The sequence below is a fragment of the Micromonospora sp. NPDC005194 genome (assembly GCF_040608335.1).
Classification (GTDB): domain Bacteria; phylum Actinomycetota; class Actinomycetes; order Mycobacteriales; family Micromonosporaceae; genus Micromonospora.
The window spans coordinates 240,716-257,115 of sequence record NZ_JBEXIA010000004.1; the positions used below are offsets into that span (position 1 = coordinate 240,716).

A 16,400-nucleotide genomic window follows, 5' to 3' on the forward strand; every position below is an offset into this window, starting at 1 on the left:
CCCATCATCGCGCAGCGGCCGGCACCAGACGCAGCGCGGCCCCGATCAGGTCCGGCGTCGCCGAGTCCAGCCACTGGATCCGCGGGTCGCGCCGGAACCAGGACCGCTGCCGCCGGACGAAGCGCCGGGTGGCCCGGACGGTCTCGTCGTGCGCCTGCGCCTCGGTCAGCTCACCGTCGAGCAGGCGCAGGACCTGCTGGTAGCCGAGCGCCCGGCTGGCCGTTCGTCCCTCTGCCAGCCCTCGACCCACCAGCTCACGGGTCTCGGGCACCAGACCGTCGGCCCACATCCGGTCCACCCGCAGCGCGATCCGCTCGTCCAGCAGCCCGGTGTCCAGGTCGACGCCGAGCTGCACCGACGGGTAGTACGGGGTCGGCTGCGGCAGTGACGCGGCGAACGGCGCGCCGGTCAGCTCGATCACCTCGAGGGCCCGCACGATCCGCCGGCCGTTGCCGGGCAGGATGCCCTCGGCGGCCACCGGGTCGGCGGCGCGCAGCCGCGCGTACAGCGGAGCCGGGCCGACCTCGGCCAACTCCCGTTCCAGCCGCTCGCGCAGCGCCGCGTCGGTGCCGGGGAACTCGAAGCGCTCCAGCACCGCCCGCACGTACAGCCCCGAGCCACCCACCAGCAGCGGCACCCGTCCCCGGGACAGGATGTCGTCCACGGCCGCGCGGGCCAGCCGCTGGTACTCCGCGACGCTGGCCGGCTCGGTGACCTCCCAGATGTCGAGCAGGTGGTGCGGCACCCCTTCCCGCTCGGCGGGGGTCAACTTGGCGGTGCCGATGTCCATGCCCCGGTAGAGCTGCATCGAGTCGGCGTTGACCACCTCCCCGTCCAGCGCGTGCGCGAGCGCGATGCTCAACGCCGACTTGCCCGCCGCCGTCGGGCCGACCACCGCCACGACCGTGCCGACCGGGACCGCTGCGCCGCCGGTCACGCCCGCTCCCAGGACGCCACGAAGTAGGCCACGCCGTAGGGGGCCGAGTCGTGCAGCAGCTCGCCGCGCCACCCCGCGCCGCTCGACCGGGCCGCCTCGGCGAGCACCTGCCACGACGCCCGGCCGGCGACCTTCAACTGCCCCGACAGACCCGCATCCAGGTCGCGCAGGGCGTCCAGGTCCGCCTCGGACAGGGCCGCGGCGACCCGCTTGTCGTACGGCAGGGCGCGCTGGTCGTCGTACCCGGGGGCCTTCTCCCCCCGGCAGGCCGACCCGTCGCCGAGCACCAGCAGTGCCACCCGCTCGCCCGCCGCGGCGACCTGCTCGGCGAGCGCGGCCACCTCCACCGGCCCGGCGTCGGCGGTCACCTGCACGGCGGTCACCGCCGCGGCGGCCACGGCGGGACGCACGGCGTGCCGGGCCAGCAGCCACGCGCCGACCGTCAGGCTCAACGGCAGCACCGCGCCCCGGTCCGGCTGACCGGGGATCAGGGGCACGTCCAGGTCGACGCCCCAGGGCTGCAGGGAACCGGTGGCCGGGGGCCGGATCGGGCCGGTCGACGGGCCGACGCCGAGCAGCACCACCGCGTCCGGATCGGCGGCCAGCAGTCGGCGTACGGCGAGGTCACAGGCCGCCCGCAGGTCGTCCAGTTCGCTGGCGGCGGCACCGGCAACCTCGGGCACGAGCAGGGGCGGATGCGGGCAGACAGCGGCGGCGACCAGTGGCACCCGTTCACCGTAGCGGGAATGCCCGGTGCGTCTCCGCGCCGATCCGGTCAATCAGGCTCTAGGACACCGTATGGTCACGGTCGGCGATAGGCGCTCGACGGGGACCGGGTCGGACCTGTGACAATGCCGGAAGTAACTTGGCTGCGCCGTGGCGGCGACGGGGGACGGCTCCCTCGACGCCGGGAGAACGAGGATGGGCACATGAGCGACTGGACTGCCTTCGGACGGGTGGACGCGGACGGCACCGTTTACGTCAAGACCTCCGAGGGCGAGCGGGTGGTCGGATCCTGGCAGGCGGGAGCACCGGAGGAGGGTCTCGCGCACTTCGCACGCCGCTTCGCCGACCTGGTCACCGAGGTGGACCTGACCGAAGCGCGGCTCAACTCGGGCGCGGCGGACGCCGGGCATTCGTTGAGCACGATTCGGCGGATCCGCACCACGCTGCCCGAGGCCCACGTGGTCGGCGACATCGACGCCCTGGCCGCTCGGCTGGACAAGCTGGCGACCCTTGCCGAGGAGAAGGCCGGGGAGGCCCGGGCCGCCCGGGACGCCGCACGCGTCGAAGCCCTGGCCCGCAAGACCGCGCTGGTCGAGGAGGCCGAGAAGCTCGCCGCCGAGTCCACCGGCTGGAAGACGGCCGGTGACCGGCTCAAGGACATCCTCGACGAGTGGAAGACCATTCGCGGGGTCGACAAGAAGGCCGACGGTGAGCTGTGGAAGCGGTTCGCCGCCGCACGGGACGGGTTCACCCGGCGTCGGGGCGCCCACTTCGCCTCGCTGGACGCGACGCGCAAGCAGGCGCAGACCGTCAAGGAAGAGCTGGTCGCCGAGGCCGAGAAGATCAAGGACTCCACCGAGTGGGCGGCCACGGCCAACCAGCTCAAGGAGCTGATGACGCAGTGGAAGGCCGCCCCGCGTGCCTCCAAGGAGGCCGAGCAGAAGCTCTGGGAACGGTTCCGGGCCGCGCAGGACGCCTTCTTCAGCCGGCGCAGCGAGGTCTTCTCCGCACGGGACAACGAGCAGCGCGGCAACCTGGAGCGTAAGCAGGCCCTGCTGGCCGAGGCCGAGGCCCTGGACATCGACGCTGACCCGAAGGGCGCCCAGGCCAAGCTGCGGGAGATCCAGGCCCAGTGGCACGAGGCTGGCCGGGTGCCCCGCGAGGCGGCCGCCGGGCTGGAGCGCCGGTTGCGGGTCATCGACGACAAGGTCCGCGACGTGATGGACTCGGCGTGGCGCCGCACCACCAAGGAGGACAATCCGCTGCTCGCCCAGATGCGGGCCCAGGTGGCGGAGGCCGAGGAGCGGCTGGCCCGGGCGCAGAGCGCCGGGGACGCCCGCCGGATCTCCGAGGCCGAGCAGGCCCTCGCCTCCAAGCGGCAGTTCCTCCAGCTCGCCGAGCAGGCCGGCTGAGCTGACGCTGTCCGAAAGCCCCCGGTCCCCGCAAGGGACCGGGGGCTCTCGCGTGTCCGGGAACGCCGCACGGCACGGGCGGGGCCGCGGGGCCGTGCAGTTGACGCATTGAGGCGGGCTGATGAGAATGGGCGACGGAGCCAGGTAGGGCCACCGGGACGAGGGCGACGACGGCGGGGCTCCGCTGTCGAGGATCGGCCGGTGAGCTTCCGCGAGTGTCCCCGTCCGCGTGACATGGACCGTCGCGCACTGTCCGCGTACCCCCAAGGGGCCGTGACGTGCCGACGGCAGCTCGCCCGCGCGGCCCATGGCCGACGCCGGGCCTTTGAAGTGGAGCTCGAATGGTCCGTCCCAAAGCTCTCGGCGGTGCGCTGACCGCGCTCGCCACCGTCGCGGCCGGCGTGTTCATCGCCACCGCCGTCAGCACCGCCCCGGCCTCCGCCGCGGGCACCGGCACCGGCTATCTGCACACGAACGGCAGCCAGATCGTGGACAGCACCGGCGCCACGGTCCGGTTGACCGGCATCAACTGGTTCGGCATGGAGACCGACAACAAGACCTTCCACGGGCTCTGGTCGAGCAATCCGTGGCGGGGGCAGCTCGACACGATGGCCCGGCTGGGCTACAACACGTTGCGGGTGCCGTACTCGAACGACGCGCTGAAGCCGGGCGCGACCGCCACCGGGATCAACGACTTCGTCAACCCGGACCTGATCGGGCTCTCGCCGTTGCAGATCCTGGACAAGGTGATCAACTACGCCGGCAGCAAGGGGATGCGGATCATCCTGGACCGGCACCGGCCGACGTCGGCCGGGCAGTCGCCGCTCTGGTACACGTCGACGGTCTCCGAGGCGACCTGGATCAACGACTGGAAGATGCTCGCCCAGCGGTACGCGGGCAATCCCACCGTGATCGGCGCGGACCTGCACAACGAGCCGCACGCCGAGGGGACCAACCCGGCGGCCACCGGCGCGTGCTGGGGCTGCGGCGACACCGCGCGGGACTGGCGGCTCGCCGCCGAGCGGGCCGGCAACGCCATCCTCGGTGTCCAGCCCAACTGGTTGATCTTCGTGGAGGGGGTGAGCTGCCCCAGTGGTGGCCTCTCCAACGTGTGGGACAACGACCCGAGCAACGACGAGGACTGCGGCTGGTGGGGCGGCAACCTGTCGAAGGCCGGCCAGTTCCCGGTACGGCTGAACGTGGCCAACCGGCTGGTCTACTCGCCGCACGAGTACGCCACGTCGGTCTACCGGCAGACCTGGTTCGACGCCCCCGACTATCCGGCGAACATGCCGGCCATCTGGGACAAGTACTTCGGTTACCTCTACAAGCAGAACATCGCCCCGATCATGATGGGTGAGTTCGGCAGCACCCTCGCCGACCCGAAGGACCGGGTGTGGCTGGAGAAGTTGATGGCGTACACCGGCACCGGGGTGACCGGGATGTCCTTCACCTACTGGTCGTGGAACCCCAACTCGGGTGACACCGGGGGCATCGCGCTGGACGACTGGACGAACATCAACACCACCAAGCAGGCGATCCTCCAGCCGTACCTGATAGCGCCGTCCGGTGGCGGACCCACCGGCGGGCCGACAGGTGGACCGACCGGCGGGCCGACGACCCCGCCCCCGGGCGCCTGCACGGCCACCTACCGGCAGGTAAACGCCTGGCAGGGCGGCTTCCAGGGTGAGCTGACCGTGAAGAACACCGGTACGGCCGCGGTCAACCCGTGGTCGGTGACCTGGAGTTGGCCGTCCGGCGTGACGCTGGGCAGTGGCTGGAACGCCACCGTCACCCAGTCGGGCACGACGGTCACCGCCGCCGCGCCCAGTCACGCGCCGTCCCTGGCGGCGGGGGCCTCGGTCACCGTGGGCTTCACCGCCAACGGCGCGGCCAGCGCCCCGGCAACCGTGAAGCTCAACGGCGCCGGCTGCTGAGTCGCCGGGGTGGCCGGTGCCCACGTCGTGGGCGCCGGCCACCCCGGGCATTTACATCCAGGTGCTTCTATGTTCTCATCGGGAAAGCGCTTGCCTCCGCAGTGGCCGGCGTGAGCGCGGGAGCCGCTTTCACCGAACTGCACCGGCGGGCCCGGGAGCCATGGGTCCCGGCCTACCTCGTCGCCCACGGGCATGGGCGTCGCGACGGTCCGTCCGCCTCATCGAGAGGAAGCAGCATGCGCACATCACAGCGTCGGATGACGCTGCTCGCCACCACCGCCGCCGCCACCGCGGCCCTGGTCACCGGCGGGCTCCTGACCGCCGTCTCGGCCCAGGCGGCCGCCGGCTGCCAGGTCGCCTACTCGGTCGCCAGCCAGTGGCCGGGCGGGTTCACCGGCAACGTCACGGTCACCAACCTCGGCGACCCGGTCTCCGGGTGGACGCTGCGCTGGTCGTACGGGGCCGGCCAGCAGGTCAGCCAGGCGTGGGGCGCCACCGTCACACAGAGCGGCGCTCAGGTTTCCGCCACCAACGTCGACTACAACGGCAACCTGGCCACCAACGGCAGCGCCTCGTTCGGCTTCAACGCGAGCTGGAACAACTCCAGCAACCCGGCCCCGACCAGCTTCACCCTGAACAACGTCGCCTGCACCGGCGGCAGCACCACCACCCCGACCACTCCGGGCACGCCGACCACACCGGGCACGCCGACCACCCCGCCGATCCCCAGCGATCCTCCACCGAGCGTCCCGCCGCAGACGGGCCTGGTCGGCTGGGCCACCCAGAACGGCGGCACCACCGGCGGTGGCGGCGCACCGGCCACCACCGTCACCAACGCCTCGGCGCTGACCAGCGCCCTGAACGCCACGGGCTCCGCCGTGATCCGCGTCTCCGGGACCATCTCCTGCTCGGGGATGCTGCGCGTCCGGTCCAACAAGACCATCCTCGGCAACTCCGGCGCGACAATCGTCGGCTGCGGACTCAACGTCAGCGGTGACCGCAACGTCATCATCCGGAACCTGACCTTCCGGGACTGGAACGACGACGCGATCAACGTGCAGGAGTCGGCCACCAACATCTGGATCGACCACAACACCTTCAGCAACGGGTACGACGGCGCTGTCGACATCAAGCGCGGGTCGGACTTCGTCACGGTGTCGTGGAACCGGGTCTTCAACCACGACAAGACCATGCTGCTCGGCCACAGCGACGACAACGGCGCGCAGGACACCGGCCACCTGCGGGTGACCTACCACCACAACTGGTTCGACGGCAGCAAGCAGCGCAACCCGCGGGTGCGCTTCGGCAACCCGGTGCACGTCTACAACAACTACTACCGGGCCAACACCGGCTACGGCGTGGCCTCCACCGAGAACGCCGGGGTGCTCGTCGAGGGCAACTACTTCGAGAACGTCCCGGACACGTACCACCTCGGCGAGGCCGACTCCGGGCCGGGCCGCCTGGTCGCCCGCAACAACTACTTCGTCAACTCGCCGGCCGGGCAGACCGGCGGCAGCGTCGCCAGCATCCCGTACTCGTACCAACTGGACACGGCGAGCACCGTCAAGTCCATCGTGACGGCTGGCGCCGGCGCCGGTCGGATCACGGTCTGACCGTGGGCCGGTCGGGGTCCGCCGTGCCGGCGGGCCCCGGCCGGGGTCAGTGCGCGGCGCAGCCGCCGGTGGGCGCGGGCGCGACCGCCGGTGCGCCGATCGTGGGCAGGCCCAACAACACCCCGGGGGTACGCGGGGAGCGCCCCGCCTCGGCGGCGTCGCCGGCCCGCGTGCGCCGGTGCGACAGCGGCGCTCCGTCGGCGTTGAGGTGATGCGGCGCGGCGTACGTGACTGTGGTGTGCACGATGTCGCCGGGCCGGATCGACCCGGCGAAACTGCCGGCGTCGAAGTGGACGAGCCGGCCGTCGCGGGCCCGGCCGGAGAGCCGCCCGGTCCGCTCGTCCTTGCGGCCCTCGCCGACCGCGACCAGCACCTCGACGGGCTCCCCCACCAGTCGCTTGTTCTCCGCCCAGGAGATCTCCTCGACGGCCGCGACCAGCCGCTCGTAGCGCTCCTGCACGACCTGCTTGGGCAACTGGCCGTCCATGGTCGCGGCGGGAGTGCCGGGGCGCTTCGAGTACTGGAAGGTGAAGGCCGAGGAGAACCGGGCCTCGCGCACCACGTCCAGCGTGCGCTGGAAGTCGGCCTCCGTCTCGCCGGGGAAGCCGACGATGATGTCGGTGGTGATCGCCGCGTCCGGCATCGCCGCACGGACCTTCTCGATGATCCCCAGGTAACGCTCGGAGCGGTACGAGCGGCGCATCGCCTTCAGCACGTCGTCGGAGCCGGACTGCAACGGCATGTGCAGCGAGTGGCAGACGTTCGGCGTCTCGGCCATCGCGGCGATCACGTCGTCGGTGAAGTCCTTCGGGTGTGGGCTCGTGAACCGGACCCGCTCCAACCCGTCGATCTCGCCGCAGGCGCGCAGCAGCTTGCCGAACGCGTACCGGTCACCGAACTCGACGCCGTAGGAGTTGACGTTCTGCCCGAGCAGGGTCACCTCCAGCACGCCCTCGTCGACCAGGGCGCGCACCTCGGAGAGGATGTCGCCGGGACGGCGGTCCTTCTCCTTGCCGCGCAGAGCGGGCACGATGCAGAACGTGCAGGTGTTGTTGCAGCCCACCGAGATCGAGACCCAGCCGGCGTACGTGGACTCGCGGCGGGTCGGCAGCGTGGACGGAAAGACGTCCAGCGACTCCAGGATCTCCACCTCGGCGGCGGCGTTGTGCCGGGCACGTTCCAGCAGCACCGGCAGGGCACCGATGTTGTGCGTGCCGAAGACCACGTCCACCCAGGGCGCCCTGCGGACGATCTCGCCGCGGTCCTTCTGCGCCAGGCAACCACCGACGGCGATCTGCATCCCCGGGTGCTTGTCCTTCACGGGGCGCAGATGACCGAGGTTGCCGTAGAGACGGTTGTCCGCGTTCTCCCGCACCGCGCAGGTGTTGAAGACGACGATGTCCGGGGTGTCGTCGGCCTGGGGCGCGCGCACGTAGCCGGCCTGTTCGAGCAGGCCGGAGATGCGCTCGGAGTCGTGCACGTTCATCTGGCAGCCATAGGTGCGCACCTGGTAGGTGCGCGGGCTGCCCGCCGCTGCGGTAGTCATGACCAGGACAGCGTATCCGGGTCGGCCGGATCACCCCGAACCGAGGAGCACCCGACATGTGCCGAAGCATCAAGACGTTGCGGGAGCCGTTCACCCCGCAGGTGACCGACGCGGACATCGAGGCGGCGGCGTTGCAGTACGTCCGGAAGATCTCGGGCTTCCGGGCGCCCGCCGCGCACAACGCCGCCGCGTTCGAGGCCGCGGTGGCCGCCGTGACGGAGGCCACCCGCACCCTGCTCGACCAGCTGGTCGTGCGGGGTGGCGGGTCGAGCGCCGCCGACCGGCCGGCCACCGCCGCCACCGGGCGCGGCTGACCTCTTCGGCGCACCGGCCTCTTCGGCGCACCGGCACGGGCACCGGCCCCGGCTCGGCCCGGCCGGCTGGGCACCGGGTCAGGCCGCGGCGAGCACCGGCGCGACGGTGTCGGGAGCCCAGCGCGAGCGGTGACACTGCGACCAGCCCCGGCAGCCCGGGTCACCCAGCGTGCACAGCCGCTTTCGGCTGAGCACCTCGCCGTCGTCGGTGTCCCGGACGTCGAAGTGCACCGGGCGGACCGTCCCGTCCGGTGCGACGAGCAGGTGCCGGCCAGCGTCGAGCGTGTCGTCGCGCAGCAGGCAGTTGCGGCCCAGCAGTCGGGCCAGCGCGGCGATGCTGGCGTGCTCGGAGAGCCGGTCGGGCACCCCGTAGCAGTCGACCACCGTCGAGAACTCGCCCGGCGCCTGCCAGACGTCACACACCACCGCGTACGCCGGCAGCCGGGCCGGGTCCGCCACTGCCAGCGGCATCACCACCCGACCGAGCGCCTCGGCCAGCGCCGGGTAGACCTCCACGGGTCGTACCCGATCGATTCTCCAGTTCCACAGCTCGGTCATTCCGCCTCCTCGCTGCGTTCGTCCCACCGGCCTCCGGATCGGGCCTTACTGACGATGGTGGGGGGCATTTGACCCCAGCCGGGGGCAAGTTACCGGTCTGTGACCATTCCGGGCAAAATTTCCCTGAGCGGCATTGCTCGGAGTAGCGGGAAGGTGACAGTTTATCGGCTATCGTGCGCCATCCGCACCACCGGGACCGCGTGTCCCGGCACTGCGTCCGGGCCGCGCCGCGCTGTCCGTCAGCGCAGGACGACCAGGTGCTCCCCGCGGGGCAGCAGCTCGCCCACCACTGGCGCGCCCGGCAGCTCACCGGCGACCAGCAGACCGCCGGAGGTCTGCGCGTCGGCCAGCAGCAACCGCTCACCCTCGTCCGCCGCGCCGAAATCCGTCCAGGGCGTGACCCACTCCAGGTTGCGACGGCTGCCGCCGCTGACGTACCCGTCGCGCAGCGCCTCCCGCGCGCCGGCCAGGTACGGCACCCGGGCGGTGTCGATGGCCACCGTGAGCCGGCTGGCACGGGCCAGCTTCGAGGCGTGCCCGAGCAGGCCGAAGCCGGTCACGTCGGTGCCGCACCGGATACCGGCGGCTACCGCCGCCCGCGCAGCGTCCCGGTTGAGGGCGCTCATCGAGGCGACCGCCTCCGGGAAGCTCTCACCGGTCGCCTTGTGCCGGGTGTTGAGCACGCCCACCCCGAGCGGCTTGGTCAGCGACAGCGGCACCCCGGCCCGGCCGGCGTCCAGAGTGATCAGTTCCTCCGGGCGCACGGTGCCGGTGACCGCGAGGCCGTACTTCGGGCCGTCGTCGTCCACGCTGTGCCCACCGGCCAGGTGACAACCCGCCTCCCGGGCCACGTCCTGACCGCCGCGCAGCACCTCGCGCGCCAACTCGAGCGGCAGCACGTCGCGCGGCCAGCAGAGCAGGTTGAGCGCCACCAACGGGATGCCACCCATCGCGTACACGTCGGACAACGCGTTGGCCGCGGCGATGCGCCCCCAGTCGTACGCGTCGTCGACGACCGGGGTGAAGAAGTCCGCGGTGCTGACCAGGCCCGTCCGCTCGTCCAGGCGGACCACCGCGGCGTCGTCGCCGTGGTCCAGGCCGACCAGCAGCTCGGCGGTGCCGGTGGCCGGGCCGAGACCGGCCACCATGACCTCCAGCTCGCCCGGCGGAATCTTGCAGGCGCAGCCACCGCCGCGCGCGTAACGGGTCAGCCGTACCGGTTCCGTCATCCCCCCATGATCTCGACAAGCCGGTCTCGACGCCACCGTTGCGGCCCGGTGGTGACCAAAATCGGACCCCCGACAACGATCGGGACCGGTGTTACCGCTCCGTGACCAACTGAGTTGCGTTCCGCCACATCACGCCGCCTACAGTTGCCCAACCGGGGGTCAACCGACCCCGATCCGGGAGACGACAGGGACGGTGGACGACGTGACGACGGGCGAACCGCTCATCGTGCTGGACGCGGTCAACAAGTGGTTCGGGCCGCTGCACGTGCTGGACGACGTCTCGCTGTCGGTGGGTCGGGGCGAGGTGGTCGTGGTGATCGGCCCGTCCGGCTCCGGCAAGTCGACGCTGTGCCGCGCCATCAACCGACTGGAACCGATCAACTCCGGCACCATCACCTTCGACGGCCAGCCGCTGCCGGCCGAGGGCAAGCCCCTCGCCAAGCTGCGCAGCGAGGTGGGCATGGTCTTCCAGTCCTTCAACCTCTTCGCCCACAAGACCATCCTGGAGAACGTCACCCTCGGCCCGATCAAGGTCCGCAAGGAGAAGCCGGCCGCTGCCCGCGAACGCGGCCTGGCCCTGCTCGACCGGGTCGGCATCGCCAACCAAGCGGACAAGTTCCCGGCCCAGCTCTCCGGCGGTCAGCAGCAGCGGGCAGCGATCGCCCGCGCCCTGGCCATGCAGCCCAAGGCGATGCTCTTCGACGAGCCGACCAGCGCCCTGGACCCGGAGATGGTCGGTGAGGTGCTGGACGTGATGACCTCGCTGGCCAGTGACGGCATGACGATGGTCGTGGTCACCCACGAGATGGGCTTCGCCCGGCACGCCGCCAACCGGGTCATCTTCATGGCCGACGGGCAACTGGTCGAGGATGCCCCGCCAGCGGAGTTCTTCGCGAACCCGCGCAGCGAGCGGGCCCGAGACTTCCTCTCCAAGATCCTCACGCACTAGGCGTCCGTAGTGGAGCGCGCCGTACTCGGTGGGCTCCGTTGAAGAAGGAGAAGAGTATGCGTATCAAGCGCGTTGCGGCAGTCGCCGCGGTCGCCGCTCTGGCGCTCGGCCTCACCGCTTGTGGTGGCGACGACGGCGGGGACACCGGTGCTGGCAGCAAGTCCTTCGCCGCCGGCAGCACCATGGAGAAGCTGAACAAGGCCCAGAAGATCAAGGTTGGCACCAAGTTCGACCAGCCCGGCTTCGGTCTGAAGGGCCTGTCCGGCAAGCCGGAGGGCTTCGACGTCGAGATCGCCAAGATCATCGTCAAGGAGCTCGGCATCCCCGAGGACAAGATCGAGTGGGTTGAGGCCCCCTCGAAGGTCCGCGAGGACGTGATCGTCAACGGCAACGTCGACTTCGTCGCCGCGACGTACACGATCAACGACAAGCGCAAGGAGCGGATCGCCTTCGCAGGCCCGTACTACGAGGCTGGCCAGAACATCCTGGTCAAGAAGGACGACACCACCATCACCGGGCCGGACTCGTTCAAGGACGGCACCAAGAAGGTCTGCTCGGTGACCGGCTCCACCCCGGCCGAGACGATCAAGAAGTACGTCAAGGACGTGGGCACCCAGCTGGTGCTCTTCGACACCTACGACAAGTGCCGTGACGCCCTCAAGGGCGGCCAGGTCGACGCCGTGACCACGGACAATGTGATCCTGCTCGGCTACATCGCCAAGGACGAGGCCTCCTTCAAGTTGGCCGGCGACAACTTCACCAAGGAGCCGTACGGCATCGGGGTGAAGAAGGAAGATGCCGACTTCCGCAGCTTCATCAACGACACCCTGGACAAGGCGGTCGCCGACGGCAGCTGGAAGAAGGCCTGGGACGACACCGCTGGCAAGTTCGGCGCTGAACTGGGCTCGGCGCCCACCATCAACCGCTACTGATCTGATCCTTCGATCTGGAGGGTGGGGAGGAACACCGACCCGTGAACGTGCTCATCGACAAGTTCGACGTCTTTGCGGGTGGTTTCTGGCTCACCCTCCAGATCTGCGTACTCGCCGCGATTGGCGCCCTCATCCTGGGCGGGATCCTCGCGGTGCTCCGCATCTCCCCGGTGCCGCCGCTGCGCGCGCTCGGCACCACGTACGTGAACGTCTTCCGTAACATGCCGCTGACCGTGGTGATGTTCTTCGCCGCCTTCGGTCTGCCAGCGCTCGGCTCCAACGCGGACTTCCTCCGCATCCCGGTGCTCGACTCGCTGTTCAGCCGGCTCGGCACCGACCTGCCGTATTTCCGGTTCGCGCTGATCGCCCTCGTGCTCTACACCGCCGCGTTCGTCTGCGAGGCGTTGCGGTCCGGCGTGAACGCGGTGCCCGCCGGCCAGGCAGAAGCCGCGCGGTCGCTGGGTCTGACCTTCGGCCAGAACCTGCGCCACGTGGTACTGCCGCAGTCCTGGCAGGCGTCGGTGGTGCCGCTCGGCTCGGTGATCATCGCGATGATCAAAAACTCCGCGCTGGCCGGTTTCTTTGGAGTGGTCGGCGACCTTTCCGCCACGGCTGACCAGCTCACCGGGGCCGAGGGCTACGCGTTCATCCCGGTCGCCATCGGCGTCTCGGTCGGCTACCTGATCATGACTGTGCCACTCGGCGCCCTGCTGGACCGGATCGAGAAGCGACAGGCGGTGGCCCGATGAGTCAGCAGACCAGCGTCCTCTACGACATCCCCGGGCCTCGGCAGCGGCGGATCACGCTGGTCAGCAGCATCTTCGCCGGCCTGGTCCTGCTCGTCGGGGCCTACTTCCTGATCTACCGGCCGTTGGACGAGAAGGGCCAGCTGTCGATGGAGTTGTGGGGGCCGCTGGTCGACCCCTCCAACGAGAACTTCTCCCAGGTGTGGCATCGGATCGGCCTCGGTTTCAAGAACACGCTGATCGCAGCGGCACTGGCCATCGTGACCTCACTGATAGTGGGCACTCTGCTCGCCGTACTCCGGATCCAGCTCAAGAGCCTGACCCGGCTCCGTTACGCCGGCATGGCAACTCCAATTGCGTACCTGCTGCGCGGGCTGAGCACGCTGCTGTCGGCGGTAACCCGTGTCTGCGTCGAGGTTTTCCGCGGCCTACCCGTCGTGCTCACCATCTTCTTCGTGGCCCGCGGCTTCCCCGAGTTCGGCCTCTACCTTGACAACCTCTGGTACCTGGTCATCGGCCTCACGATCTACAACTCCGTGGTGATCGGCGAAATTCTCCGGTCCGGCATGGAGGGGCTGCCGAGCGGTCAGGCCGAGGCCGCCGCAGCCATCGGGCTGTCCCCGACGCAGACCACCCGGATGATCCTGCTGCCGCAGGCCTTCCGGATCATGCTGCCGGCACTCATCAGCCAGCTGGTTGTGGTACTCAAGGACACCTCGTTGGGGTTCATCATCAGTTACGAGGAAACCCTGAACATCGGCAAGCAGATCATCGGCGTGCTGGGCAACCCGATCCAGGTGTACGTCGTGATCGCCGTGCTCTTCATCGTGGTGAACTACTCGCTGTCGAAGGTGGCCCAGTACGTCCAACGCCGGCTCTCCCGGGGCCGCAAGACCGCGGGCACCCCGGCGCAGAACCCGCCTCCCGCGGCGCTCATGTCTCAGGCCGAGGGTGCCGGCGGAGGCTCCTGACGCTCAGCTCGAAAGCAGAAGGGCCAGCCCGGCGTCCGGGCTGGCCCTTCTGCTGTTTGGACTAGCGGGCGATCTCGGTGACCCGGGACTCGCGGACCACGGTGACCCGGATCTGACCCGGGTAGGTCAGCTCCTCCTCGATCTGCTTGGCCACGTCGCGGGCCAGCACGGCCGCCCCGATGTCGTCCACGTCGTCGGGCTTGACCATCACCCGGATCTCCCGGCCGGCCTGCATGGCGAAGACCTTGTCCACGCCGAGCTTCCCGGCCGCGATCTCCTCGATCCGCTCCAGGCGCTTGACGTACGCCTCCAAGCTCTCCCGACGCGCGCCCGGCCGACCGCCGGAACAGGCGTCGGAGGCCTGGGTGAGCACGGCCTCGATGGTCTGCGGCGGCACCTCGTTGTGGTGCGCCTCGATGGCGTGCACCACGTCCTCGTGCTCGCCGTACTTGCGGGCCAGGTCGGCGCCGATGATGGCGTGGCTGCCCTCGACCTCGTGGGTGAGCGCCTTGCCGATGTCGTGCAGGAACGCCGACCGCTTGATGGTGGGCACGTCCAGCCGCAGCTCGGCGGCCATGATGCCGGCGATGTGCGCGGTCTCGACCAGGTGCTTGAGCACGTTCTGCCCGTACGAGGTGCGGTAGCGCAGCCGGCCCAGCAGGGTCACCAGCTCCGGGTGGATCTCGGTGATGCCGACCTCGACCAGGGCGTCCTCGGCGGCGCGCAGGCAGAGCTGCTCCACCTCCTGCCGAGCCAGGTCGTAGACCTCCTCGATCCGGTGCGGGTGGATCCGCCCGTCCAGCACCAGCTTCTCCAGCGTGAGCCGGCCGACCTCCCGGCGGACCGGGTCGAAGCAGGAGAGCAGCACCGCCTCCGGGGTGTCATCGATGATCAGGTTGACCCCGGTCACCGACTCGAAGGCGCGGATGTTGCGCCCCTCCCGGCCGATGATGCGGCCCTTCATCTCGTCGCCCGGCAGATGCAGGACGCTGACCACGCTCTCGGCGGTCTGCTCGCTGGCCACCCGCTGGATCGCGTCCACCACGATGTGTCGGGCCCGCTGCTCGGCGGTGTTGCGCGCGTCGGACTCGATGTCGCGCACCAGCAGCGCCGCCTCGCGCTTGGCAGACGTCTCGATCGCGTCGATCAGCTCCAGCCGGGCCGACTCGGCGGTGAGACCGGCCACCCGCTCCAGTTCCCGGCGGCGCAGCTCCTCGGCCTCGGCCAGCTCGGTCTCGCGCTGGGCGAGCGCGGACTCCCGGGCCGCGAGGGCGGCGCTCGCCGCAGTGAGCTGCCGCTCCCGCTCGGCGAACCGTTCCACCTCCTCGGTGTGCAGCCGCTCCCGCTCGTCCATCCGGGCCGCCCGGCGCTCCACCTCCGCGGCCTGCTCCCGGGTCGTGGCGGCGAGCACCGCGACCTCCCGCTCGCCGCTGCGGCGGGCTGCCGTGCGCAGCTGGTCGGCGTCCGCCTCGGCCTGCTTGTGCGCCCGTTCCAGCACGGTGTCCGCCTCGGCGCGGGCGTCGTCGAGCACCCGCCGGGCCTCAGCCCGGGCCGCCTTCGCCTCAGCCTTCGCCGCCGCCGCCTCGGCCCGAGCCGCGGAGGCCGCGGACTTGGCCACGTCGATCGTGCTGTTCGCCTGGTCGGCGGCGTTGCGCAGGGCGGCCAGGGACTGCTCCTGACGGTCCTTCTCGGCGATGAAGGCGGGATCCTCCGGGGCCGGCGCCGTACCCATCCGACGCAGCGTCCGGATGCCGACCAGCACCGCCCCGACCACGACCACCGCGAGGATCAGGACGGCCGCGAGAAGCACGACGTCGAGGGCGTTCATGCCGGGACCCCGCTGGGTCTACCGGTGAACCTGTGCCGCCGCCCCGCCATGGCCGCCTCCCCTGAACGTCGAGACCGCAGCGACTGTGCCCGAGGCACACTCCTGCGGCTGTGGACGCCCGACCGGAGCGGCTGGCCGTGGATAGCTCTCTCCGCCGGCGGTGCCCTCGGGCATCGTCGGCGACCGGGTGCAGTTGTCGCGGAGTGCCGGACCGGCCAGTCCGGAACTGCCGCCAAAGGCCGCGGAGTCGGCCAAAGTGATGCTGTTCTGTTACGAGATCTATGTTGTGCGCTTAGCCTGCGCTGGTCGGGCAATGTGAGCCTGTATGGCGAGGCTAGGTCGCCAAGGGCGGTCTGGTCAAGGACTCATGATCAAACCCCCCGAACGGAGCGAAGTTGTAGCGTCACCCAAAGCTGATGTCGTGTCGGACACGGAAGGACAAAGGCGGCGAGCCGACGCCCTCGATTCGGATGTCGTGCCTGTTCAGCGGTGGCGGCACCCTGCGCGACGCCGACTTAGTGATACCGGTGACCCTGCCGAGTCGCGAATCTCGCCCGACCGACCCGGTCTCGACGCGAAGCGCCTCAAGATCGTGCTCGATCCTGGATGTCAACGCTGTTGCGTTTGGCGATCGGGACTTGAGTCAAGGGCTTTGGAGACGCGAACGGGACTTCTGATAGATCAGCTTGTGTCGAGCAAGGT

14 protein-coding genes are annotated in these 16,400 nt (G+C 70.4%); 8 read left to right on the top strand and 6 right to left on the bottom strand.

Going from position 1 to position 16,400, the window contains the following annotated elements; genetic code table 11:
• Positions 1-4: 4 nt before the first annotated feature.
• Together miaA and ABZU53_RS05490 are read right to left on the bottom strand one after the other, a co-directional pair.
• Positions 5-937 carry a tRNA (adenosine(37)-N6)-dimethylallyltransferase MiaA gene (gene miaA / locus ABZU53_RS05485; protein WP_355064028.1) on the bottom strand — a complete coding sequence of 311 codons (933 nt, stop codon included), beginning with the start codon at positions 935-937 and terminating at the stop codon, positions 5-7.
• Entirely contained in the window at positions 934-1,665 is a 732-nt protein-coding gene (locus ABZU53_RS05490) for a class III extradiol dioxygenase subunit B-like domain-containing protein (RefSeq protein WP_354863189.1), read from the bottom strand. Before ABZU53_RS05490 ends, miaA begins: the two co-directional genes overlap by 4 nt.
• 201 nt (positions 1,666-1,866) lie before the next feature.
• On the opposite strand from ABZU53_RS05490, the gene ABZU53_RS05495 reads away from it, so the two are divergent.
• From ABZU53_RS05495 to ABZU53_RS05505, 3 genes are all read left to right on the top strand, one after another.
• A complete protein-coding gene (locus ABZU53_RS05495; RefSeq protein WP_354863188.1) occupies positions 1,867-3,075 on the top strand; it encodes a DUF349 domain-containing protein in 1,209 nt (402 codons plus the stop codon).
• Between the two features lie 341 nt (positions 3,076-3,416).
• Positions 3,417-5,012, top strand: coding sequence for a cellulase family glycosylhydrolase (locus ABZU53_RS05500; protein WP_354863187.1), 1,596 nt, complete (start codon positions 3,417-3,419; stop codon positions 5,010-5,012).
• A gap of 236 nt (positions 5,013-5,248) precedes the next feature.
• Positions 5,249-6,625 (top strand): cellulose binding domain-containing protein, encoded by a 1,377-nt coding sequence (locus ABZU53_RS05505; RefSeq protein ID WP_354862853.1) that lies wholly within the window; start codon positions 5,249-5,251, stop codon positions 6,623-6,625.
• Positions 6,626-6,671: 46 nt separating this feature from the next.
• On the opposite strand, the gene miaB is transcribed toward ABZU53_RS05505, so the two are convergent.
• Positions 6,672-8,171 carry a tRNA (N6-isopentenyl adenosine(37)-C2)-methylthiotransferase MiaB gene (gene miaB / locus ABZU53_RS05510; protein ID WP_355064030.1) on the bottom strand — a complete coding sequence of 500 codons (1,500 nt, stop codon included), beginning with the start codon at positions 8,169-8,171 and terminating at the stop codon, positions 6,672-6,674.
• A 56-nt stretch (positions 8,172-8,227) separates the two neighbouring features.
• On the opposite strand from miaB, the gene ABZU53_RS05515 reads away from it, so the two are divergent.
• Positions 8,228-8,485, top strand: a complete 258-nt coding sequence (locus ABZU53_RS05515) for a DUF2277 family protein (protein WP_355064032.1) — start codon at positions 8,228-8,230, stop codon at positions 8,483-8,485.
• Between the two features lie 78 nt (positions 8,486-8,563).
• On the opposite strand, the gene ABZU53_RS05520 is transcribed toward ABZU53_RS05515, so the two are convergent.
• Both ABZU53_RS05520 and selD read right to left on the bottom strand, forming a co-directional pair.
• Complete coding sequence (locus ABZU53_RS05520; RefSeq protein WP_354862858.1) at positions 8,564-9,043, bottom strand: hypothetical protein; 480 nt, start codon at positions 9,041-9,043, stop codon at positions 8,564-8,566.
• A gap of 239 nt (positions 9,044-9,282) precedes the next feature.
• Positions 9,283-10,272 carry a selenide, water dikinase SelD gene (gene selD, locus ABZU53_RS05525; protein ID WP_355064034.1) on the bottom strand — a complete coding sequence of 330 codons (990 nt, stop codon included), beginning with the start codon at positions 10,270-10,272 and terminating at the stop codon, positions 9,283-9,285.
• Positions 10,273-10,465: 193 nt separating this feature from the next.
• On the opposite strand from selD, the gene ABZU53_RS05530 reads away from it, so the two are divergent.
• The 4 genes from ABZU53_RS05530 to ABZU53_RS05545 are packed head-to-tail and all read left to right on the top strand — an operon-like array spanning position 10,466 to position 13,870.
• A complete protein-coding gene (locus ABZU53_RS05530) occupies positions 10,466-11,221 on the top strand; it encodes an amino acid ABC transporter ATP-binding protein (protein WP_354862861.1) in 756 nt (251 codons plus the stop codon).
• 56 nt (positions 11,222-11,277) lie between these two features.
• Positions 11,278-12,153 (top strand): glutamate ABC transporter substrate-binding protein, encoded by an 876-nt coding sequence (locus ABZU53_RS05535; RefSeq protein WP_354862863.1) that lies wholly within the window; start codon positions 11,278-11,280, stop codon positions 12,151-12,153.
• Between the two features lie 41 nt (positions 12,154-12,194).
• Entirely contained in the window at positions 12,195-12,902 is a 708-nt protein-coding gene (locus ABZU53_RS05540; protein WP_354862864.1) for an amino acid ABC transporter permease, read from the top strand.
• Positions 12,899-13,870 carry an amino acid ABC transporter permease gene (locus ABZU53_RS05545; protein WP_354862866.1) on the top strand — a complete coding sequence of 324 codons (972 nt, stop codon included), beginning with the start codon at positions 12,899-12,901 and terminating at the stop codon, positions 13,868-13,870. The genes ABZU53_RS05540 and ABZU53_RS05545 overlap by 4 nt, the downstream gene beginning before the upstream one ends.
• A gap of 61 nt (positions 13,871-13,931) precedes the next feature.
• Here ABZU53_RS05545 and rny read toward each other — a convergent pair whose 3' ends face one another.
• Positions 13,932-15,698, bottom strand: coding sequence for a ribonuclease Y (rny, locus tag ABZU53_RS05550; protein WP_354859966.1), 1,767 nt, complete (start codon positions 15,696-15,698; stop codon positions 13,932-13,934).
• Positions 15,699-16,400: the final 702 nt, after the last annotated feature.